The sequence below is a fragment of the Collinsella sp. CLA-ER-H3 genome, from assembly GCF_040092425.1.
Taxonomy (GTDB): Bacteria; Actinomycetota; Coriobacteriia; order Coriobacteriales; family Coriobacteriaceae; genus Collinsella.
On record NZ_JBBNLP010000006.1, the window covers coordinates 60,972 to 83,157 of the forward strand.

Here is a 22,186-nt window from a genome sequence, read left to right on the forward strand (position 1 = left end):
GCTATGCCTGCTTGCCTGCGTCGGCCGGGAAGGTAATGCCGGCCTGCTGGCGCACGGCATCCATGATGCGTAGTGAGACGAGTGTGACATCGCGGTAGTGGCCAAGCTCGTGGCGTCCCGCCGGGGTCTCCCAAATCTCTTCCTTGACGTTATCGATGCCGCCGATGGCGGTGATGAAGTCTGTGAGTTCGTATTCCATAGTGTTGCTCGATTTGGGCAGGTCGAGCACGCGGCCGTTGTCGCCCTGTTCGCGCGGCGCCTCGGTCGCCGAGCCGCGTACGACGTCGCCGCGATAGTCGATGCGGACGTTGCGGGGCGTTGACAGATGGTCAATCTGGATAGTGCCACGCTCGCCTTCGATCTGCGAGGGCAGCAGGTCATTCGTAATTTTGGAGTGCGCGAGCTCGACGGAGATACGGCCACCGCCGTAGCTGGCGAGGATGGAACCGCAGCCGTCGATGGGGCCGTGCGTGAGCTGTCGCGTGGTGGGATCGAGCAGGGTGGTCATGCTCGTAAGGCCGGAGGGCATGCCGAAAATCTCGACCATGGGCTCGACGGTGTAGACGCCAATATCCATGAGGGAACCCGAGGCCATATTGCAGTCGAAGATATTGGTGGCGCGTCCCGCGAGAATCTCGTTGTAGCGCGAGGAATATTTTCCAAAGCGCAATGAGGCGCGGCGGATGGGGGCGATCTCACCCAGGGCGTCCTCGATGGCGTGGAAGGCGGGATCGTGGAGGGGACGCATGGCCTCGAGGGCCACGACACCTGCTGCCTCGGCAGCGCGGAAGACTTCCAGCGCTTGCGCCTCGGTGGCGCAGAAGGGCTTCTCGACGATGACGTGCTTGCCACCGGCGATGCAGGCAAGGGCCTGCTCGTAGTGAAGTGCGTTGGGGCTGCCGATATAGACGGCGTCGACGTCGGCGGCTGCCGCGAGCTCATCGAGTGAAGTAAAGTTTCGCTCGCCACCGCGCTCGGCGGTAAAGGCAGCACCGCGATTGGCATCGCGCGAGAGCGTGCCCACAAACGCGGCTTGGTCGTTGGCGTTGACGACCTGGATAAAGTCGTCGGTAATCATGGATGTGCCGATGGTCGCTATACGCAGCATGTATCCCCCTCGTGCCGTTCGGTTTACAGGATGAGTGTAGCGCGAAGGGGCAGGAAATAGCGTACGAAAACGCCGTTACAGGTCGCTCTCGTTAAAGCCGGTGTCGATATCGAGGTTGCTGCCGTCGGCCGCCGTGGTGGCGAGCTCGTCGCAGCGCTCGTTGAGCTCATGGCCGGCGTGACCCTTAACCCAGATGAACTCAACCTTGTGCTTGCTCTTTGCGGTGAGTAGGCGCTCCCACAGATCGCGGTTCTTGACGGGCTGCTTGTTGGCGGTCTTCCAGCCGCGTTTTTTCCATCCGTCAATCCAGTGCTTGTTGAAGGCGTTAACGACGTACTGCGAATCGGAATGGACTTCGACGTCGCAGGGGCGGTTGAGCGCCTCGAGTGCCACGATAACGGCCATGAGCTCCATGCGGTTGTTGGTGGTCTTGGCGTAGCCGCGCGAAAGCTCAGAGGTGAAGGTCTTGCCGGCGGGGTTGGTGTATTTGAGCACGGCGCCGTAGCCGCCGCGTCCCGGATTTGATCGGGCCGAGCCGTCGGTATAGATGATGACCTTCACATGGTTCCTTTCGTTGGGTACGTTTCGCGTGAGTGACCATTGTAGCGCCATGCCCGCCGGGGGCTAGCAATCTACGATTTCTACCCCGTCTTCCGACAGTTGGTTGGCATGGATGATGCGGTTGAGCTCGTCGAGGTATTGCTGCAAGAGGGGAGAGGGCTTGCGGTCGTCATGCATGATGTAGCCCACATGCATCGTCGGGGCGTCTGCCAGGGGGATCGAGGCCATGCCCCACTGCATTTCGCTGGAGAGTACGCCGGTCGACAGCGCATAGCCGTTCGAGGTGATAAGCAGGTTGGTGAGCGTCCCGCGGTCGGATACGCGGATATTGCGGTTGCAGGGAATATAGCTAAACGGTTCCTCGGCGTAATAGAAGGAGTTCGAGGTGCCTTGCTCAAAGCTGTAGCGCGTATAGGGCGTGAGGTCGGCAAGGGACAGCTGCGAACGGCGTGCGAGCGGGTGGCGTTCGCTGACGAACACGTGGACTTTTGCATCAAAGAGGGGATGAAAGCTCGCTCGGGCATCGGTAAAGGCCTTCTGCAAGACACGGGTATTAAAGTCATCCAGATAGAGGATGCCGATATCGCTGCGAAACGCGCGCACGTCGTCGATAATCTGCGCTGTGGTGGTCTCGCGCATGATGAACTCGAACTTGCTGTCGCGGCAGCGCTCGACTACGTTGACAAAGGCCTCGACCGAAAAGGCGTAGTGTTGGGCGGAAATGGCGAGGCGGGCTTGCGGGGTACCGCCGTCCTCGTAGCGGGCCTCGAGCATGTCGGCCTGCTCTACGACCTGGCGTGCATAACCCAAAAGCTCGGTGCCGTCGTTGGTGAGTGCAACACCGCGGCTGGAGCGCGTAAAGATTTCGATATGAAGTTCCTGCTCCAGGCTTTTGACGGCATTGGAGATATTGGACTGTGCCGTATAGAGGCGCTGGGCTGCGGCGTTGATCGAACCGGACTCTGCCACGGCGATCAAAAAGCGAAGCTGTTGGAGGGTCATCGGCGCCCGTCCTTTCGAGTGTTATCTATAAAACCGATAACAGGTTAGCGCTTTAAAGTGATTGACCGAGGAAAACAATGCTCGTACTATTCAAAACACACAAAGACGGTAGGTAATTAAGCCAACTACGGAACCGGGATGCGAAAGGAGGCCCGCATATGAATTGCTTACCAAGACGAATGCCGGGCTCCTGTTTGCGCCCGTCGGCGTGATCAGGAGACAGCGACTCACTTCTCTTACTCTTATTACTTTTGTTCGATCAAGGAGATCATCATGAGCCAGTTTATCAACAACCCCGAGCACACCTTTGGTTTCGATACCCTGCAGCTGCACGTTGGCCAGGAGAGCGCCGATCCTGCATCCGACTCCCGCGCCGTGCCTATCTACCAGACCACGAGCTATGTGTTCCGCAACTCCCAGCACGCCGCCGACCGCTTTGGTCTTGCCGACGCCGGTAACATCTACGGCCGTCTGACCAACTCCACCCAGGGCGTCTTCGAGGACCGTATCGCCGCCCTCGAGGGTGGCGTGGCAGGTCTTGCCGTCGCCTCCGGTGCTGCTGCCATCACCTATACCCTGCAGGCTCTTGCCCAGGCCGGTGACCACGTGGTGGCTCAGAAGACCATCTACGGTGGCTCCTACAACCTGCTGGAGCATACGCTCTCCCAGTTTGGCGTCGAGACCACGTTTGTCGATGCCCATAACCTTGAAGAGGTCGAGGGTGCCATCAAGGACAACACCACGGTCATCTATCTCGAGACGCTCGGCAACCCCAACTCCGACATCCCCAACATCGACGCCATCTCCGAGATCGCCAAGAAGCACGGTCTGCCGGTTGTCGTCGACAACACCTTCGGCACCCCGTATCTGCTCCGTCCGCTGGAGCATGGTGCCAATATCGTCGTCCACTCCGCAACCAAGTTCATCGGCGGCCACGGCACCTCGCTGGGCGGTGTGATCGTCGACGGCGGTAACTTCGATTGGAAGGCGAGCGGAAAGTACGCCCAGATTGCTGAGCCCAACCCCTCCTACCACGGTGTCTCGTTTGCCGAGGCTGCCGGTCCCGCCGCCTTTGCAACCTATGTCCGCGCTATCCTGCTGCGTGACGAGGGCGCTTGCATCAGTCCGTTCAACGCCTGGGTCCTGCTCCAGGGCACCGAGACTCTGTCGCTGCGCGTTGACCGTCATGTCGAGAACACCAAGAAGGTCGTTGAGTTCCTGGCTGGTGACAGCCACGTCGCCAAGGTGAACCACCCGAGCCTGCCTGAGCACCCCGATCACGAGCTCTATCAGAAGTACTTCCCCCGTGGCGGTGCCTCGATCTTTACCTTTGAGATTAAGGGTGGCCAGGAGGCAGCTTGGAAGTTCATCGATCATCTGCAGGTGTTCTCGCTGCTCGCCAACGTGGCCGACGTCAAGTCGCTCGTCGTGCACCCGGCTACCACCACGCACTCCCAGCTCTCTGCCGAGGAGCTCGCCGAGCAGAACATCACGCCCTCCACGATCCGTCTTTCCATCGGTACCGAGAACGCCGAGGATATCATTTGGGATCTGAAGCAGGCCTTCGCCGCGCTGGACGAGTAAGGCGACTTGTGCAAGGACCCCTTGCGACTCGATAGGTATAACTGCATAAAATGCCCGCTCAAGGCGCCTGTGCGAACAATGGTTGCACAGGCGCCTTATTTGCATAGAGAGGGTGCAAAAACAGGGTTTTTGACACGCTTTATGCATTCGAGTTGTGGAAAACTCCTGTTGAGAGGATGTGAGTTTTACGCAATTGACGTGCGCCTTTTAAGTAAAACCGCAGGTCGCGATTTGCTCGGGGTACTATGCAGCGCGATCGAATCACACGCAGCTCAAACGCAGCAAAAACGCACTACGGAGGTTTCCAGCTACATGAGGATTGATTCACGAAAACCGAAAACCACCGCCCTTTCCGCCGCTCTGACCGTGGCACTTTTGGCGGGCGCCGGTGCAACTGATGCCCACGCCGCAACACTGTCCGATACGGTTGGATCTACTCCGTCCGAGACGACGCTGGTGCAGCCCGTTGACTATCGTGGCGATGGTTATGGTTCCATGCAGGAGTGGAACGCCTCGATGGAGGCCAAGCGCGATTCCCTGGAGATGCGCGCTCAGATCATCATGAATATGTATGGCGACTATGCCACCGATGACGAGCGCGCTGTGCTGCAGGGTTGCATCGACGGTGCGGGTAGCCTGTTGACGATGGGGGAGGTCGACGCCAAGTCGACCGAGCTCGATGAGCTGCGCGCTGCGCTTGAGGATGCCAAGTGCGAAGCGCTCGAGGCTGCCGCCGAGGCGGAGGCTGCCGAGGCCGCCCAGGCTTCGTACTACAACGCCGGTTATACTCCGCCTTACGCGTCTGCCGCGTCCTACGCGAACGGATCGGGCCTGACGCGCTCTGCGGGTGTCAATAACTACAACGGGCGCCGCGAGACCTATTACAGCAGCAATGTGCTTCATCACTATCGCACGGGCGAATGGACTCAGGATTCTGAGGGCTTCTGGCGCGATTCCGACGGCTATTACGTTGTTGCCGCGGGCGATATGGCCCAGGGCTCGACCTTTACGGGCTCCAAGGGTGATTGCAAGGTCTATGACTCCGGCTGCGCTGCCGGAACCACCGACTACTACACCGGTTGGTAATCTGCCATAAGCAAAATAGGCACATGATGGGCGGGCGTCTTTACTGAGCTTTTAGGCAACGTAAAGCCGCCCGTTCTTTATGTGCGTTCGAGTTAACAGAGCCCTTACCGTGGCGGTACGCTGGGCGTATGGATGCGGGGCACACTAGTTCATGAGAAATAAGGTCTTTCTCGTGGAGGAAGTGGTCTTGTGAACGCTCGAGATATCGCCGTTGCCGCCATTGCATTGACGCTTGGTTGCCTTGGTCCTACGGCCGCGCTCGTCGCAGGTGTGCAGGGGTCTTGTGGGGCTGCCTCTATTGTGGTCGGCGCGCTGATCGCGGCCACGCTGCTGGGAAGCGCAGGCGTGGTTCTTTGCCGCGACGATGAGGACGAGGTGCCGGGGTCGCAACGCTAACTGTTGTGAGATCGGCCGCCGGTCATAGACGAAGATGAAGGCCGCCGCAGGGGAAAGGTTCCCTTGCGGCGGTTTTGCTGTTAAGGCTGTTGAATGCGGCGCGTCGGCGCTACCAGCTTTTCTCGATATCGCGGATGCGCCGATAGAGCCACTCGTTTTGCGGTGCCTGGATATCGTGTTTGGCTGCGAGGCGGCAGATGGTGCCCGCGAACTCATCAACCTCGGTTTTGCGCCTTGCGATGCGGTCTTGAGCCATCGAGGGCATACCGGCGGGGTCGATTCCCTCGATGAGGTGCACCATTTGCGTCAGATCTGCCTCGGTCAGCTCAACGTCCTCGGCGTTGGCAACCGCAAGCGTCTCGCGCATGGCGGAGACAAAACAGCGGCGCTGCTCGGAGCCCGGCTCCGTGGCGCTTCCGTAGGTCCCGCCGTAGGCCATGCAGGTCTGGTTGATGCCGTCGTTGAGCATGGGTTTGGCCCACATGCGGTGCGCAATGTCGCTCTCGACGGTATGGGCGATGCCGCAGCGCGTATAGAGCTCGTCGATAGCGGCGACGGTCGCGGGGTCCGTGCCGGCCGCCGCGCCAAAGCGGATCTCGCCCGCATTGGTAAAGGTGAGCGCGCCGTTGAGGAACACGGCGTCCATGCCCTGGCAGATACCAAGAACGGTATGCTCCCAGCCAAAGCGTTCGGCAATCTTTTGCTCGCTCGTAATGCCGTTGCATAGCGAGGCGATGAGCGTGTTGGGTCCCACGACGCGCTCCATAGTCTTGAGTGCTTGGTCGAGACCGGTGGTCTTGACTGTCAGGATGACCAGATCGGCGGGCGTCGCCTCGCTGGCGCGGACGGACGTGAGATCGCAGGGCTTGCCGTTGACAGTGAGCGCATCGCCCGCGTGACGCTCAAAACGGGTGTCATCCATAACGTATTCGACGGCGTCATTGCCGAGGGCCCTGGCAATCATGCTGCCGTAGAGCAGGCCGACGCCGCCCTTGCCGATAAAAGCGACCTTGTTGATCTGCATGTGAATCATCTCCCCATGTAAAAGGCGCCCGCGTAAGGGGCGCCTGATGGATTGTATGCTGCCAGGGTGATTGGTGGGTGCGCGGGGCGGCTGTTATAAAAAAGAAACGTTTGCCTGGACGCTACGCTGCAGGGCAGACCGCAAAGACATGCGCGTGGTCATGCCCGGCTCCTTTCATCGGGCTTTTTGCTGATGTTAAAGCGGTGCCGTGACGGCTCGATTTCTGCTGCGTTACGATACGTTCTCGATTGCGATTCCACGATGTTTCGGCTGCGTGACCATTGTGTTTCGCCTTGCCGGGGCGCTGATGGCGAAGGGAGGGGCCGTGCAATACCGTGTTGACCCCAAAAGTGGTAACCGAATATCCGCTCTGGGTCTGGGCTGCATGAGGTTTCCCGGTGCGCCGGGACACCCCGATGCGAAGACCGCCGACGCTATCATCTCCCGTGCGGTGGAGCAGGGGATTAACTACCTGGACACGGCCTATCTCTATCCCGGCAACGAGGCGCGCATGGGCGCTTCGCTTGAACGATTGGGGCTGCGTGACCGGGTGTTGCTGGCGACCAAGTTGCCGCATGCTTCGTGCAAGTGTGCGGAGGATTTCGACCGGTTCTTCGATGAGCAATTGCGCCGCCTGCGGACCGACCATATCGACTATTACCTCATGCACAACATTACCTCGCCCGCCCAGTGGGAACGTGTGGTGGCGTTGGGCATCGAGGACTGGATTGCGCGCCAAAAGGCTTCGGGGCGCATTCGCCAGATCGGTTTTTCGTACCACGGCAGTGCGGCGGACTTCCTCACGATGCTCGATGCGTATGTGTGGGACTTTTGCCAGATCCAGTACAACTACGCTGGAGAGCGATATCAGGCGGGAACGGCGGGGCTCATGGCCGCCGCCGAGCGAGGTCTCGCGGTGTTTGTGATGGAGCCGCTTTTGGGCGGACGCTTGGCAGGCAAATTGCCTCCGCGGGCGCGCGCTGTTCTCGATGGTGCATGCGATCGGCATTTGCATACGCCTGCCGCTTGGGGGCTCTCGTGGGTGTGGAATCATCCCCAGGTGACCATGTTGCTTTCTGGTATGACCGATACCGCGCAAGTGGACGAGAATTCGTCACTGGCAGACCTCGCGTTGCCGAATTCGATGACGGCCAACCAGCTCGACACGATTGCGCGCGTGTTGATGGAGTTTGAGAAATCGAACCGTGTGCCCTGCACGGGATGCGGCTACTGCATGCCATGTCCCAAGGGTATTAACATTCCCGGCTGCTTTGCCGCTTACAACGCGAGCTACGCGCACAGCTGGTTTACGGGGCTGTCTCAATACTTTACGGCGAGCGCGGTGCGCACGAGCGAGCCCAAGCTGGTGAGCAATTGCGTCAAGTGCGGTAAATGCGCACGTCACTGCCCGCAGCACATCGATATTCCCGAGCGTCTCGATGACGTGCGCCGACGTTTCCAGCCTGGCCCCGTAACGGCTGTGCTTAAAGCCTTCCGCACAACGCGCTCCTCATGATCCTTTTATATCTTGTGATGGAATAGTTCCTGTTTACGGCAGAATAGGGCAACAGCAGGAACTATTTCGCCGCAACTAATGGGAGACTATCGTGGGTGACCGAGGTTTACGTAATGATTCGCGTGAGGTTCGTTGGGGCATTTTGGGCGCCGGGCACATTTCTCATCGATTTGCATCGTCGCTCAAGAAGGTCGACGGGGCACGGCTGGTGGCTGCGGCCGGCCGCACTCCTGCACATGTCGAGGAATTTTGCCGAGTGTTTTCGATCGATGCTGCGCATGGCCATGTCTCGGTCGACGATAACGGCAATGCGGCTTATGACGCGCTGATTGCCGACCCCGATGTCGACGCAATCTACTTGGCTCTTCCGCATGGCATGCATACGCGTTGGGCCTGTCGCGCGCTGCGCGCCGGAAAGGCCGTGCTGTGCGAAAAGCCGGCCGTTTTGAGTGAGGAAGAGGCTCTCTCGATTGCCTCCACCTCTCGTGAGCGCGGCGTGCTGTTTATGGAGGCGATGAAGAATCGGTTTTGCCCGATGCGCACTCGCGTGAAGGACTTGCTTGCGTCGGGTGAGCTTGGCCGTATTGTCTCGATTGAAAGCGTGCAAAAGCTCGATTACGGCGAGCCTCCTTCGGGCTATCTGCTTGATCCGTTGCAGGGCGGCTGTCTATATGACATGGGCTGTTATGCGGTCGGTTGGTTTGAGGATTTGCTCGCGGGCGCGTGCGAGGTTTCGTCCCGTGAAGTTCGCTGGCGTGACGTATCGGGCGGCCGCGTCGATTGGGCCGACGAGATCCATATGAGCGTCGGCGGTATACCCATTCATATGGCGTGCGACGGCAAAGCAACATATGAAAGCCGCTTAACGATTGCCTGTGAGCGGGGCTCGTTGGAAATCGAGCGTCTCCATCGCCCCGAGCTCGCCCATGTGAAGTATTCCGACGGTCGAACGCTAGAAATAAATGCCCCGTTTGAGATCGATGATTTCTACGGCGAAATCCAGCATGCGACCCAGCTCATCTGGGCGGGGAAACTCGAGAGTCCCGTCATGCCCCTTGCCGCCACGCAGCGCTGTGCGCACATCATCGATGCAATCCGTCTAGCCCTCTAGGACTTGGCGCTGACGCGTAGGGGATCATGACGCCGGCGCCCGTGGTGCCTGGCGGCCCACATCTCTGATGCCCCTTTTATAACTTGCGGTGGAATACGGTCTGTTTGCGCCAAAATAAGGCACCAATAGACCGTATTTCACCGCAACTGATGAGGGGGAGTTGGAGATGCTGACGATCGGGTGCCATCTTTCGACGACGAAGGGCTATCGGGCGATGGGGGAGACGGCGTTGTCCATTGGCGCCAATACCTTTGCGTTCTTTACGCGCAACCCGCGCGGTGGCAAGGCAAAAGACCTTGACATGGATGACGTGGCGGCCCTGCGCGAGCTTATGGAGCAAAACGACTTTGGCCCGCTCGTGGCTCATGCCCCGTATACCTATAACCCCTGCTCCGCTAAGGAGCGGGCGCGCGAGTTTGCCCTGGAGGCCATGGCCGAGGATCTGCAGCGCATGGAAGCGCTGCCCGGCAACTACTACAATTTTCATCCCGGTGCGCATGTGGGACAGGGGGCAGACGTCGGCATTCAGATGATTGTCGACACGCTGTGCCAGGTGATGTTTGAGGGACAGCAGACGACGGTATTGCTTGAGACCATGGCAGGCAAGGGCACCGAGGTGGGCCGTAGCTTTGAAGAACTGGCGTGCATTATCGAGGGCGTTGCCGCCAAGTGCCCAGAGCTGTCCGATAAGCTGGGCGTTTGTTTGGACACCTGCCATGTGAGCGATGCCGGCTACGACATCATCCATGATCTGGACGGCGTACTCGACGAGTTTGACCGCGTGGTGGGTATCGATCGCTTGCATGCCGTACACATCAACGATTCGAAGAACCCTTGTGGCGCCCATAAAGATCGTCACGAGTGCATCGGCAAGGGATACCTTGGCAGCGAGGAATTTGGTGGCGGTATGCAGGTTATGCAGAATATTGTATCGAATGGCCGTTTGTGTTCGCTGCCGTTTATTTTGGAGACTCCGAACGAACTTGCAGGTTATGCAGCTGAAATTAGATTATTAAGGTCATTGCAGCAGTAATGACTGTCACAAAGTAGAGTATTCCATTCACGTTATGGGTTTGTTTCAATCAGTTTTCTCATTGCAGATTCGTAATTCCAGGTGCATAATAGCCAACAGTTTTTGCAGGCCTCTGAATCAAACGAGGTCACCGGAAGGAGACTGATTATGAAGCTCAAGAAGCTTGGCGCATTTGCCGCCACGGGTGCCATGGCGCTCGCCCTCGCACTGACGGGCTGCGGCTCGTCCAACGCCACCTCTGGTTCTGATGCCGGTTCCAGCAGCTCTGACGACGCTAAGGTCGAGAAGGTCGACGGCTCCAAGGAGTACGCGCTCGTCAAGGATGGTACGCTGACCGTCGGCACCTCTGCCGAGTACGCTCCGTTTGAGTACAAGGATGACAACGGCGATTATCAGGGCTTTGACCTTGAGCTCATCAAGGCCATCGGCGACAAGCTGGGCCTGGATGTCGAGTATGTCAACAATGACTTTGACACGCTGGTTCCGGGTGTCGCTTCGGGCGCCAAGTATGACGTTTCCATTGCGGCTATCACCGACACGCCCGAGCGTGAGAAGGAAGTCACTTTCTCTGATTCCTACTACATGGACGATCAGGCTATTGTGACCAAGGTCGATAACACCGACATCACGGCCGACAACTACAGCGAGAAGCTCAACAACGCTGACGCTACCATCATCGTCCAGTCTGGCTCGACCGCCGAGGCCTTTGCCCAGGAGAACTTCCCCAAGGCCAAGATTGTCCCCTACAAGGACGCTACCGAGTGCTTTAGCGCTCTGCAGTCCGATAAGGGCGACGCTGTAGTCACCAACCGCTCCGTTGCCAGCCAGCTGACCGCCGAGCAGTTCAACACCTGCCAGACCATCAAGCAGATTAGCACCGGCGAGGAGTACGCCATTGCCATCAACCAGGGCAACACCAAGCTCAAGGATGACATCAACCAGGCCATCAAGGACCTGACCGACGACGGTACCGTCGACGCCCTCATGGCTAAGTACAACATCAAGTAAAATAACTACTTGATTGCGCGCGGGCCCTTTCCGTTTTGCGGAGAGGGCCTTTGCGCTTCTCTTGACGGAGAGCGTTTCCGTCTCGTTTTGCCGGCAACTTCTACGATAGGAGCCACCTTGTCTCGACTGAACAAAGGGGCCGCGGAGCAGCGTTTTCCACTGCCCGCCTTGCTCCAAAAGCTAGTCTGCGTCATGGCCGTGGCGCTCGCGCTGGTGTGCGCGGGGGCATATGCGCCCACGACCGCCCAGGCGCTTGAGACCGCAAAGATTACCGCCCGACCCAACACCGGTTCGGGCAGCGATGTGGTCGGCGGCACCGAGACGCGCATTACCTGGGAAGTTCAGGCCGATGCCGACGAGGAGCTGAGCGGTCTTTCTTTGACGTTTGTCGACGGCACGACATTTGGTACCGATGACACGCGATTGACGATGCTCTCGGGCGAGGACCTCATGGATCGTACGCCCATGAAACCCACGTGCACGGCTGATGGTCAGACGCTCAAGATCGACTTTGGCGAGACGGCGTCTGCCGGCGGCTTTTTCCGTGTCGAGGTTTATGGTGTGACGTTTCCCGTCGAGGGCGGCGATGAGGTCTTTAGCGGCACCTATACGCTCGCTGACGGGTCGACCAAGAAGATCTCCAAGATTCCGTCGGTGGAGATCAAGGGCGTGACGGCCTTCGATAACTTCCTGGCCGATCTTAAGGAGCAGCCGTGGGTCGAGGCCTGGAACTCCAATATGTTCCTGCGCCTGTTCTTGAACCCGGTCATTTTGGTCCAGAGCCTGCCGATCGTCTTCAAGGGCTTCCTCATGTCGCTCTCGATCGTGCTTGTGGCGTTTCCGCTGGCAATTCCCTTCGGTTTCGCCCTATCGCTCATGCGCATTTCCAAGTCGCGCATCCTGCGCTGCCTTGCCGGTATCTACGTGAATATCATTCGCGGTACGCCGGCGTTCCTGCAGATCTATATCGCGTTCTTCGGTCTGCCGTTGGCCGGCGTCAAGGTTGATGACTATGTGCTCGGCGTCATCGTCATGGCCATGAATTCGTCTGCCTATCTGTGTGAGATCTTCCGTGCCGGTATTCAATCGATCCCCAAGGGTCAAAACGAGGCTGCTCGCTCTCTGGGCATGAATGCCTTCCAGACACTGCTCTACGTTATGATTCCGCAGACGTTCCGCAATGTTTTGCCTACGCTGACCAGCGAGTTTATCTTGCTTTACAAGGATACGTCGCTGCTTGCGGCCGTGGGTGTGGTCGAGATCGTCATGAACGCCCGTACCATCGTGGCCACGACGGGCTCCATCACGCCGTATGTGGTTGCCGCCCTGTTCTATCTGGTCATCACCCTGCCGCTCGCTCGCTTGGTGAGCGGTCTTGAGGCGAGGCTTTTGCGCACGGCCGAGACCAAGAAGAAGCGTCCCGCCAAGAGCGCCGGACAGGTTGTCGCGACGCCTGCCGATCACATCGCCGGTCTGTAAGGAGGTCCTATCATGAGCGAAACCAATAACTCGAACGAGGTCGTCGTCAGTATCAAGAACCTCCAGAAGGCCTTTGGCGACAACGTGGTCCTGCGCGATATCGATCTGGATGTTCACAAGGGTGAGGTCGTTGTGGTCTTGGGCCCCTCGGGCTCGGGCAAGTCGACGATGCTTCGCTGCATCAATCGTCTGGAGCATCCCACGAGTGGCTCGATTATCGTTGAGGGCGTGGATGTGTGCGCCAAGGGTGTCGACCTCAACAAGGTGCGTACGCATCTGGGTATGGTGTTCCAGCAGTTCAATTTGTTCCCGCACCTGTCGGTCAAAAAGAACGTCATGCTTGCGCAACAAAAGGTGCTCAAGCGCAGCAAGGAAGAGGCCGAAAAGATCGCCGTCGAGGAGCTGACCAAGGTCGGTCTTGCCGAGCGCATCGATTTTATGCCGAGTCAGCTTTCGGGCGGCCAGCAGCAGCGCGTTGCCATCGCCCGCGCCCTGTCGATGAACCCGCACGTCATGCTCTTTGACGAGGCCACCTCGGCGCTCGACCCTGAGCTCGTGCGCGACGTCCTGGGCGTCATGCGTGACCTGGCGCACGACGGTATGACCATGATCGTCGTGACGCACGAGATGGGCTTTGCCCGCGATGTCGCCGACCGCGTCGTCTTTATGGACGGAGGCGTCATTGTGGAAGAGGGTACGCCGAGCGAGGTCTTCGACCATCCTAAGAGCGAGCGCACCAAGGCGTTCTTGGGCAATATCTCGTAGCCGGTTGATGTAACTGCCGTTACAAAAGAGCGGGGCTGGACTTGAATCCAGCCCCGCTCTTTTGTAGGGATGGGGATGCGCTTTGATGCAGGCTCTCTTGGAGGCCCTGGGTTCGTTACGCGAGCTCGGCTCCGAGGGCCTTGCAAGCGGTCTCGCCCTCGTCGTCGGGCGCGTCGTAGCAGATGGTGGAGTCCACGACGTTGACGCCGGCCTCGTCGGCGTCGGCCTTCCAGTTGTCCATCCACTCGCCCTCGGCCCACGAATAGGAGCCAAAGAGGACGACCCTCTTGTCGCCGAGAGTCTCCTTGACCTCGTCCCACATCGGCTGGAACTCATCGTACTCGAGTTCCTCGGAGCCCATGGCGGGGCAGCCGAAGGCGATGGCGTCATAGCCTTCGGCCTTGTCTGCGGAGAAGTCGGCGCAGGAGATGACCTCTGCCTCGGCACCCGCGGACGTGGCGCCTTCGGCGACGAGATTTGCCATGGCCTCGGTATTGCCCGTGCCGCTCCAATAGACGACGGCGATCTTGCTCATGTTGAGTCCTTTCAGTTGTGCGGCAGGTTGCCGCGGCTTCTATGTTCTATCGGGTTGCCTGGGCAAGTTGCGCCAAGCTGCTGCCCTGCTGATAGACAAAGGTGAGGTATTGAGTGCAAGCGCGGTAGGCGTCAAACATCGCAAGCGCTTGCTCGACATTCGTGTAGACCTTCCAAGCTCCAAAGACCTTGTAGTTCTCGCCGCGCTGGACGATAAACTCGCGCACATCGTCGTAGGGATATCCGAGGAAGTAGCCTATTTCGTGCGGAAACTCGCAGGTGCAGTCGTTGCTGCAGCTAGCTTGCTGGGGTAGTGCGCATCGAGTCTGGCTACAGGCGCATTCCGCGACGTTATTGCTCGCGAGCGTGATGCGTGATGCCAAATGCACAAGGCATGTCGAAAGGTCTCTCGTGTCGTAGCCTTCCGAGGCGAGCGCCGTTTGGGCGCGAGGGTCTGCGAAATAGGTGGTGAGGCTTTTGGCTCGGTACATATACACGAGCGCTCCGCAGGGCCGCCAGACCAAAACACTCAGGTGGATACCGAACGGGTCAAGCTCGCGATTGCACTGGGCGATAACGTTGAGCAGGCGTGCTCGGCGCTCTGCGATGGTTTCGGTTGCGACCGAGCCGTCCCCGTGGGCGTAGGTGCCTGGATAGGTAAAGAGCGATGCCGGCTTGATGCCCGCGAGCGTGGGAGAGCAGTTGCGCACGACTGCCGCCTGAAACGTTGGGATGTCTATGGTTCGAGTCACGGCGCTCCTTACGGATCTAACTGTTAGCCTAGGAAAACTTATACACGAAAGTAAGCCTTGGTCAACAAAAAAGTTTGAAGAGGGAAACTAATTGACCGAACGGACATGATTTTGGGTTAAGATGGGGACACCCCATGGGGGTATCTAGATAGTGCTACTTGAAAGGGGAACGCATGAGCGACTTGCTCAACCCTGCGAATCTCATCGTGCTGGCCGTCATTGCCGTCGGCATGTTTTTTGGACTGCGTCGCATTGCCGCTTCGACACACGGGAAGAGTTGCTGCAGCGATGGTGCGAGCGGCAAGAAGGCCAAAAAGGTTGTTGTGGTGGATACCGATGCATCGCACTATCCCTATAGCGATGAGCTGCTCATCGGCGGCATGAGCTGTGACGGCTGCGCTCAGAACGTGGCCAATGCCCTCAATGCGCTGGACGGCGTGAGGGCAACGGTGACGTATGCGGATCACACGGCACGTGTGCGCTCTAAACAGCCGGTTGATCGTGGTGTTCTCGAGACGGCCGTGAAAGACGCGGGCTACTACGTCATGACGCTGTAAGCGCCGCCCTGGATGCGCTTCCTTGGCTAGGCTCGTCCGCGCAGTTCGATGTCTTGGATGTCGTCGAAGTCGATGGCGATGTCTTTGAGCTTGAGGAGCTTGAAGGCGGGGAGCGCCTCGTCGAGGATGCCGGTGCGGGAGCGATGGCCGTACGTATCGTAATAGGTGACACGAACCAAGTCGCCACGTTTGAGACCCTCGAGCTTTTTAGAAAGTACGAGGGCTTTTTCTTCCGTGAGCTCACGTTTTGGCTCGACGGTGATTTCCTGCTTGCGCACGAGTTCGTAGTATCCCGTGAGGGCGGCAAAGGGCATAAACTGTGCGGCGCGGTTGGCGCGCACGGCACCGTTGGCTGTGAGGTTGGGGTCGGCGGCGCGGCGTCTGCCCTCGGGGTCCGCCAGGCGCTCGAAGGCGGTCGGCGGGCGCACGGGCTGTTGTTTGGGTTTAGGCACGGTGTCCTCCAACTTGGTCGTTGCGTTCGCGCGCGGTGGCGCCGGCGGTAAAGCTTAATCCCTTGACGAGCGCGTTCTTGCCGTACTTGCCTTTCACGGCCAGGACGGCGCGTGCCAGGTCGCGCTCGCGCTCATCGGCCTCGACATCGCTAAACAGATCGATAGTGGCAAATTCCTCGGGCACAAGATTGCCAAAGCCCAGGTTGATGCGCTTGACCGGTCGTTTAGGGTCGACGGTTTGCGCCCAGAGATCATCGAAATAGCCCATGATCTTCTTAAACGAATTGGTGCGCTCGGGTAGCTTTCGCGAGGCGTTGGAGTGCGCAAAGAGTGCGGCATAGCCACCGCGCGGTTTGCCGCCATGCTCTCCCACAAAGATGCCATCGATTGCCTGCGCTTCGCGCACCAGGCGACGCCTTTCGTCATCGCGCTGGACGGGCTTGGGAGCACGGGGCGCGAGCCCGGGGCCGGCGGTTGCGGTGGGTTCGATGCTCAACGTGCTCGAGCGCAGGTGCCCACATCCGTCCACATATTGCGCTGTGCCGCTGGCGTCGAGGCGGCGTATGTCGGCACGCTCGCTCGCATAACCCACAAAGAGCGAGATGCTGTCGCAGACCACGTGCTTATCGACTAAGTCCAACACGGCGTTGTCGACCATCTCGCGTAAGACGGTGTAGGCTTGCTCGTAGGCATAGCCCTTCGAGAGCACCTGTCCTGTGGTGGTTGAGGTTGCCTGCGGGCGATAGGCTTGGATATCGGCGATGGTCGTTGGCTCGCGCCCGAAGGCGTGGTCGATGAGATATTCGGCGTTGACGCCGAGCTCGTCGTAAAGCAGGTTTTCGTCGAGTGCCGCGACGCCCATCAGATCGTAGACGCCGTATTTCTCGAGACGGGCCGCCACGCCGGGGCCGATGCCCCAGATGTCGGTGATGGGGCGATGGGGCCAGATCTCCTTGCGAAAGGTCTCGTCGTCGAGTTTGCCGATGCGACTGGGTACGTGCTTGGCGGTGACGTCGAGCGCCACCTTGGCCTGGAATAGGTTGGGGCCGATGCCGACCGTCGCCGTGATGCCGGTGCGCGCCAAGACCTCGTCGCGCAGCGTGCAGGCGAGCCCTTCCGCATCTGTGTGATAGAGGTCCAGATAGGGCGTCACGTCGATAAAGCACTCATCGATGGAGTAGACGTGCACGTCCTGGGGGCTGACGTATTCCAGATAGATACCGTAGATTTTCGCCGACACCTCCATGTAATGCTGCATGCGCGGTACGGCCGTGATGTAGTCGATGCCATCGGGAATCTCAAATAGGCGGCAGCGGTTGTGAATCCCTAAGTCCTTCATAGCCTGTGTGATGGCGAGGCAGATGGTCGTGCGCCCGCGCGATTCGTCGGCAACGACCAGGTTGGTGGTGAGCGGATCGAGCCCACGGTCGACGCACTCGACGCTGGCATAAAACGTCTTGAGGTCGATGCAGATATAGGTGTGCTGCTCGTGCGCCATCCGTGTCCTTTCATCAAACACATGTTCTTATCGAATATCTGTTCGATAATACCCGCTCGTCCGGACATCGTCAAAACCTGTCAAAAAGGGACTGGTTTGTTTTGGTAGGTATGGTCGTGCGGTTGCATCGGGTATTTAACGCAGCCCTAAAGAGTGTGAAACAGCTCGGAAAACCTCGCTTCGTAGCATGAGCCTAGCGATTGGTGCCACCTACATGCACGGAAGGGTTGTGGAAACGATGGTCAATTATGGGTTTGGTATGCCGACACGCCTTGTTGCGGATGGAGACGTGGCTCGCTGGTGTGGACGACTGGTCGCTCACTACGGCGGCACCAAGGCGCTGGTGGTGCTAGGCGGTGACAAACATACGCGTGATGAGCTCGTCTCGGCGGCACTCAGCTCGCTTGATCGAGCTCTGCTCGAGCGCGTGCTTTTTCGCTGCGGCTCGGTTGAGGGTGACGGGGGAGACAAGCTGATCGACGAAGCCGTGGCCCTGGCGACCGACGAAGGCGTGGACTTTGTCCTGGCGATCGGCGATGCCGATACTGCCGGCTTTGCGCGCGAACTCGCGCGTCGCATGGCGGCGCTCGATGCCGGCGAAGACGGTTTTGTCCCTTATGGATGTATTGTCTCGGAGGGCAAGGTGCCTGCCGTCACGGGAGCCGGCGAGGTTCCCGTTTTTGCCATTATCGCGCCCGAACTGCTGGAGGGCATCGGGTCTCCTTTGCGTGAGTTGCTCGGTAGCGTCTGCGCCGCGGCCTAATATTTGCCATAAAAGGACGGGTTATTTTTGGTTGGTAAAGCGTTTGACCTGCAAAAATAAGCCTGTCCCTTTTTAATCGGTTGCCGTTTGGGGGCCGATTGGCAACGCTCGCTGATTGTAGTCTTGACCTGCGCTAGAATAGTGGCATCTGAATGTCCGGGCGCATGGAGGCGTGCGCCCGTATGCTGAGGAGGACTCTATGGCAACTGTTGCCGCACCTATCGATGCTACGTCGACTGCCGCTTGGAAGGCACTCGAGGCTCATCAGGAGAAGCTTGAGGCCGATGGTATCGACCTCAAGGCCTGGTTCGCCGCCGATGCCGAGCGCGTGAACAAGCTGAGCTTTGACGCCGGTGACCTGCACTTCGACCTATCCAAGAACCTGGTGACCGACGAGACCGTCAAGCTGCTGTGCGATCTTGCCCGCGAGGTGAAACTCGAGGAGCGCCGCGACGCCATGTTCTCCGGCGAGCACATCAACACCACCGAGGACCGCGCCGTCCTGCACACCGCGCTGCGCCGTCCGGCAAGCGAGAAAGGCCAGCTCATCGTCGACGGCCAGGACGTCGTCGCCGACGTGCACGAGGTCCTCGATCGCATGTATGCCTTCGCCGAGCGCGTGCGCTCCGGTGAGTGGAAGGGCGTTACCGGCAAGAAGATCGAGCACCTGGTGTCCATCGGCATCGGCGGCTCCGATCTGGGCCCGGTCATGGCCTACGAGGCTCTGCGTCCCTACGCCGACGCCGGTATCGACTGCCGCTACATCTCCAACATCGACCCCAACGACCAGGCCGAGAAGCTCAAGGGCCTGGATCCCGAGACCACGCTCGTGATTATCGTCTCCAAGACTTTCACCACGCTCGAGACCCTCACTAACGCTCGCGAGGCCAAGACCTGGATGCTCGAGCAGCTCAAGGCTCAGGGCGCCATCGACGGCTCCGATGAGCAGAACGCCGAGGCCGTGGCCAAGCACTTCGTCGCTGTTTCCACCGCACTCGAGAAGGTCGAGGCCTTCGGCATCGACCCCGCTAACGCTTTTGGTTTCTGGAATTGGGTCGGCGGCCGCTACTCCGTCGACTCTGCCGTGGGCCTGTCGCTGATCGTCGTGCTCGGTCCCGAGCGCTTCCAGCAGTTCCTCGAGGGCTTCCACGCCATCGACGAGTACTTCTGCAACACGCCGCTCGAGAACAATGCCGTCGCGCTGATGGGCCTGCTCAACGTCTGGTACGTCAACTTCTTCGGTTCCAAGAGCCACGCCGTGCTTCCGTACTGCCAGTATCTGCACCGTTTCCCGGCCTACCTGCAGCAGCTCACCATGGAGTCCAACGGCAAGCATGTCCGCTGGGACGGCAGCGCTGTGACCTCCGATACCGGTGAGATCTTCTGGGGCGAGCCCGGCACCAACGGTCAGCACGCCTTCTACCAGCTGCTGCACCAGGGCACCGTGGTGGTCCCGGCCGACTTTATCGCTTTCGCCAATACCGCCAACCCTGCGACCGACAGCGGTCAGGACGTGCACGAGCTGTTCCTGGGCAACTTCCTGGCCCAGACCAAGGCGCTTGCCTTTGGTAAGACGGCCGATGAGGTGCGCGCCGAGGGTACGCCCGAGCAGATCGTCCCGGCCCGCTGCTTTGAGGGCAACCGTCCGACGACCTCGATCTTCGGCGACACGCTGACCCCGTTTGCGCTCGGCGAGCTCATCGCCCTGTACGAGCACATCGTATTTGTCGAGGGCACGGTCTGGGGCATCGACTCCTACGACCAGTGGGGCGTCGAGCTGGGCAAGCAGCTTGCCAAGCAGATTACCCCTGCCTTCCACGACGACGCCGCCAAGGCCGAGCAGGACGCTTCGACTCAAGCGCTTATCGAGTTCTATCGCGCGCATCGCAAGTAGTTTTTACGGCCGAGTTGGCTTATGGCTGAAAGGGGCCCGTATCCGTTGGGATGCGGGCCCCTTTGCTTTGCCGTGGTCCCGGGGCGCACGGCCTTTGTGGAACATCGCCGGGGCGCCGCGCGCCGCGAGAACCCTGCGCCTAGATCTCGGCCTCCGCATGGCCTCGCTGCGCCTCGGGCAGCTCCCCGTAGAGTGGATGGTCTTCGAGCCTAAAGCGCTCGACCTGTTCGGGAGTGCGACCGCGCACAAAGAGCCACGAGCGATCGATCGGCGTCGCCATGAGCGTGCTGGGCAGCGCGTCGGCGCGGTCGGAAAACACCCGGGCACTCTCGGGATCCTGGAACGCCAGCACCAGATGCGTGTCGCAGTTGCCCATGATGGAGCGTGCGCGTGCCTCGCCATAGAGCGCATCGAGCTGGTTGGTCGACTGCAGCAGCAGCGTTGCCCAGATGTTGCGGCTTCGGATAATCGAGAGCACGTTGTCGATCTGGGGGATCTGCAGATTTGCGAAGTCATCGAGCATAAAGCGCACGGGCACGGGCAGGCTGCCGTCGGGCTGCCTATCGGCCTCACGAATGAGGCCCATAAACGCCTGCGAAATAAAGAGGCCGGTCAGCGGATCGAGATTGCGGTCAATATCGCTCACGGTTACAAACAGGGCGCAGGGGGTGTGTCCCATGGAAGCGAAGTCCACCTGATGGCACTCACGATAGAGCTGTGCCGCACCGTCGAATCCCAGACACATGACCTTTTCGGCAAGGATGCCGACGATGCTCGCGTGCATGCGCTCGGCATTTTGCGTAATGGCGTAGCGCCGCCATAGCGAGAGGGCATAGCTTTGGGGGTCGGTCGTGATCAGGTCGTCAAACAATCGACCCGTGGCACCGTCCTGCAGGTGCTCGATCAGCTTGATGACCGAGCTGATCGTCTGCTCGTCGGCGGGCAGCTGTTCGGTGACGTAGGCGATAAGACACGACAGCAGGTTTGCCGCCGCATGATCCCAAAAAGGCTGGTTGTTGTCCTCGATGGGGCAGATGGCCTTTGCCACCGAGAGGATGTCCTGCTGGTTGGGCCTGCCGTCCGCCTTGCGGCGAATGTGCCTCAGGGGGTTGTAGCCGCAGCGCTCGATGCCGGGCGCAAGGGCCGGGACGGTGTTGAGGTCGGCGAAGTTGAGACATTGCACGCGGTAACCGTGGGCTGCCAGCACGGGTCCCACTTCGCGACAGAGCGTGCCTTTGGTGCCGAGCACGATGTAGCTTGCGTTCATTTGCAGCAGGTTGGGCTTGAGGACGTTTCGGGTCTTGCCGGCTCCCGAGGGGCCGATCACAAGCGCGTTGTTGTTGAGTCCCGTTTGGCGGGTGTCGCAGGAAAGCGTTCGATCCTTGGCGAGGATGGTGGACGATGCGGACTTAGATGCGGCGAGGCGGCTGGCGAGGTTAGACATGGGCGACCTTCTTGGTGGTCGAGAGGATTTCGTGGGCAAAGCCGAGCTCGACGGCGCGCTCGGCCGAAAGGTAGGTGTCTTTTGCGGTGAGGGACTGGATGCGCTTGGGCGTGAGGCCGCTGCGGTCCGAGAGGATTTGCGTGAGGGTCTTGCGGGTCTGCATGAGACGCCGGCTGGTTTCCTGCAGCGCAAGTGCCGAGCCGCCTGCCCCCTGGGGGATCAGCGGGTCGTGAATCATGAGCTCTGCATGGGGCGCCATACGGCGATCGTCGCCGCCCATAAAGATCACGGCGCCCATGGACGCGGCGAATTCCAGGCAGACGGTGCGGATGGGGCACGATGCGAGGCGCATGGCGTCATAGATCGCAAGGCCCGATCGCACGCTTCCGCCGGCGCTGGCGACAAATATGGTGATGGGGCGGCTGGGGTCGGTGGCATCGAGCAGGCGGATTTGCTGGCATAGGTCGTGGGCCATCGGGGTTTCGATGTTTCCCATGACGGAGAGCTCGCGACGGGCGAGCATCTCATCGTAAATGCTGGTGAGCGTGATGCCTCGGGCGGATTCACGCATGGTGAGGGGGCTGATGATGGGGGAATGATTGGTGTCCATGAGGACTCC

22 protein-coding genes are annotated in these 22,186 nt (G+C 59.7%); 12 read left to right on the top strand and 10 right to left on the bottom strand.

Translation table 11 applies throughout. The features are described from left to right. Position 1: 1 nt before the first annotated feature. From AAAX32_RS06270 to AAAX32_RS06280, 3 genes are all read right to left on the bottom strand, one after another. Positions 2-1,108, bottom strand: a complete 1,107-nt coding sequence (locus tag AAAX32_RS06270) for a Gfo/Idh/MocA family oxidoreductase (RefSeq protein WP_196032630.1) — start codon at positions 1,106-1,108, stop codon at positions 2-4. 75 nt (positions 1,109-1,183) lie between these two features. After that, on the bottom strand, positions 1,184-1,720 hold the full coding sequence (gene rnhA, locus AAAX32_RS06275; RefSeq protein WP_161115755.1) for a ribonuclease HI: 537 nt from the start codon (positions 1,718-1,720) through the stop codon (positions 1,184-1,186). A gap of 12 nt (positions 1,721-1,732) precedes the next feature. After that, positions 1,733-2,671 carry a LysR family transcriptional regulator gene (locus AAAX32_RS06280; RefSeq protein WP_161115756.1) on the bottom strand — a complete coding sequence of 313 codons (939 nt, stop codon included), beginning with the start codon at positions 2,669-2,671 and terminating at the stop codon, positions 1,733-1,735. A gap of 273 nt (positions 2,672-2,944) precedes the next feature. On the opposite strand from AAAX32_RS06280, the gene AAAX32_RS06285 reads away from it, so the two are divergent. The 3 genes from AAAX32_RS06285 to AAAX32_RS06295 all read left to right on the top strand — a co-directional run bounded on the left by AAAX32_RS06285 (position 2,945) and on the right by AAAX32_RS06295 (position 5,737). Further along, complete coding sequence (locus AAAX32_RS06285) at positions 2,945-4,255, top strand: O-acetylhomoserine aminocarboxypropyltransferase/cysteine synthase family protein (RefSeq protein WP_161115757.1); 1,311 nt, start codon at positions 2,945-2,947, stop codon at positions 4,253-4,255. Between the two features lie 312 nt (positions 4,256-4,567). Next, positions 4,568-5,341 carry a hypothetical protein gene (locus tag AAAX32_RS06290; RefSeq protein WP_349100304.1) on the top strand — a complete coding sequence of 258 codons (774 nt, stop codon included), beginning with the start codon at positions 4,568-4,570 and terminating at the stop codon, positions 5,339-5,341. Positions 5,342-5,530: 189 nt separating this feature from the next. After that, entirely contained in the window at positions 5,531-5,737 is a 207-nt protein-coding gene (locus AAAX32_RS06295; protein WP_161115759.1) for a hypothetical protein, read from the top strand. A gap of 109 nt (positions 5,738-5,846) precedes the next feature. Here the strand turns inward: AAAX32_RS06295 and AAAX32_RS06300 are convergent, their stop codons facing one another. After that, positions 5,847-6,761 carry a 2-dehydropantoate 2-reductase gene (locus AAAX32_RS06300; RefSeq protein WP_349100305.1) on the bottom strand — a complete coding sequence of 305 codons (915 nt, stop codon included), beginning with the start codon at positions 6,759-6,761 and terminating at the stop codon, positions 5,847-5,849. Positions 6,762-7,086: 325 nt separating this feature from the next. Here AAAX32_RS06300 and AAAX32_RS06305 point away from each other — a divergent pair, with 325 nt between their 5' ends. The 6 genes from AAAX32_RS06305 (at position 7,087) to AAAX32_RS06330 (ending at position 13,673) form a co-directional block, all read left to right on the top strand. Then, positions 7,087-8,277: an aldo/keto reductase gene (locus AAAX32_RS06305; protein WP_349100306.1), complete on the top strand. Its 1,191-nt coding sequence runs from the start codon at positions 7,087-7,089 to the stop codon at positions 8,275-8,277. Between the two features lie 91 nt (positions 8,278-8,368). Continuing rightward, on the top strand, positions 8,369-9,388 hold the full coding sequence (locus AAAX32_RS06310; RefSeq protein ID WP_349100307.1) for a Gfo/Idh/MocA family oxidoreductase: 1,020 nt from the start codon (positions 8,369-8,371) through the stop codon (positions 9,386-9,388). 166 nt (positions 9,389-9,554) lie between these two features. Continuing rightward, positions 9,555-10,421, top strand: a complete 867-nt coding sequence (locus AAAX32_RS06315; protein ID WP_117848784.1) for a deoxyribonuclease IV — start codon at positions 9,555-9,557, stop codon at positions 10,419-10,421. A gap of 147 nt (positions 10,422-10,568) precedes the next feature. Then, entirely contained in the window at positions 10,569-11,429 is an 861-nt protein-coding gene (locus AAAX32_RS06320) for an ABC transporter substrate-binding protein (RefSeq protein ID WP_099431468.1), read from the top strand. A 117-nt stretch (positions 11,430-11,546) separates the two neighbouring features. Next, a complete protein-coding gene (locus tag AAAX32_RS06325; protein WP_349100308.1) occupies positions 11,547-12,908 on the top strand; it encodes an ABC transporter permease subunit in 1,362 nt (453 codons plus the stop codon). Positions 12,909-12,920: 12 nt separating this feature from the next. Next, positions 12,921-13,673, top strand: a complete 753-nt coding sequence (locus tag AAAX32_RS06330) for an amino acid ABC transporter ATP-binding protein (protein ID WP_117770154.1) — start codon at positions 12,921-12,923, stop codon at positions 13,671-13,673. A 115-nt stretch (positions 13,674-13,788) separates the two neighbouring features. On the opposite strand, the gene AAAX32_RS06335 is transcribed toward AAAX32_RS06330, so the two are convergent. Then, positions 13,789-14,208 carry a flavodoxin gene (locus AAAX32_RS06335; RefSeq protein WP_148332746.1) on the bottom strand — a complete coding sequence of 140 codons (420 nt, stop codon included), beginning with the start codon at positions 14,206-14,208 and terminating at the stop codon, positions 13,789-13,791. A gap of 46 nt (positions 14,209-14,254) precedes the next feature. Next, complete coding sequence (locus tag AAAX32_RS06340; protein ID WP_217107725.1) at positions 14,255-14,959, bottom strand: DUF3793 family protein; 705 nt, start codon at positions 14,957-14,959, stop codon at positions 14,255-14,257. Between the two features lie 173 nt (positions 14,960-15,132). Here AAAX32_RS06340 and AAAX32_RS06345 point away from each other — a divergent pair, with 173 nt between their 5' ends. Then, positions 15,133-15,516, top strand: coding sequence for a heavy metal-associated domain-containing protein (locus tag AAAX32_RS06345; RefSeq protein WP_349100309.1), 384 nt, complete (start codon positions 15,133-15,135; stop codon positions 15,514-15,516). Positions 15,517-15,542: 26 nt separating this feature from the next. On the opposite strand, the gene AAAX32_RS06350 is transcribed toward AAAX32_RS06345, so the two are convergent. Then, positions 15,543-15,968, bottom strand: a complete 426-nt coding sequence (locus AAAX32_RS06350; RefSeq protein WP_349100310.1) for a hypothetical protein — start codon at positions 15,966-15,968, stop codon at positions 15,543-15,545. After that, on the bottom strand, positions 15,961-17,466 hold the full coding sequence (locus AAAX32_RS06355) for a DNA repair protein (RefSeq protein WP_148332748.1): 1,506 nt from the start codon (positions 17,464-17,466) through the stop codon (positions 15,961-15,963). Before AAAX32_RS06355 ends, AAAX32_RS06350 begins: the two co-directional genes overlap by 8 nt. A gap of 259 nt (positions 17,467-17,725) precedes the next feature. Between AAAX32_RS06355 and AAAX32_RS06360 the strand changes: the two genes are divergently transcribed. Together AAAX32_RS06360 and pgi are read left to right on the top strand one after the other, a co-directional pair. Further along, complete coding sequence (locus tag AAAX32_RS06360) at positions 17,726-18,229, top strand: iron-containing alcohol dehydrogenase (RefSeq protein WP_349100311.1); 504 nt, start codon at positions 17,726-17,728, stop codon at positions 18,227-18,229. Positions 18,230-18,428: 199 nt separating this feature from the next. Then, positions 18,429-20,123 (top strand): glucose-6-phosphate isomerase, encoded by a 1,695-nt coding sequence (gene pgi / locus AAAX32_RS06365; protein WP_148332750.1) that lies wholly within the window; start codon positions 18,429-18,431, stop codon positions 20,121-20,123. Positions 20,124-20,262: 139 nt separating this feature from the next. On the opposite strand, the gene AAAX32_RS06370 is transcribed toward pgi, so the two are convergent. Both AAAX32_RS06370 and AAAX32_RS06375 read right to left on the bottom strand, forming a co-directional pair. Beyond that, complete coding sequence (locus AAAX32_RS06370) at positions 20,263-21,567, bottom strand: type IV secretory system conjugative DNA transfer family protein (protein WP_349100312.1); 1,305 nt, start codon at positions 21,565-21,567, stop codon at positions 20,263-20,265. Further along, positions 21,560-22,177, bottom strand: coding sequence for an ATP-dependent Clp protease proteolytic subunit (locus AAAX32_RS06375; RefSeq protein ID WP_148332752.1), 618 nt, complete (start codon positions 22,175-22,177; stop codon positions 21,560-21,562). Before AAAX32_RS06375 ends, AAAX32_RS06370 begins: the two co-directional genes overlap by 8 nt. Positions 22,178-22,186 lie beyond the last annotated feature (9 nt).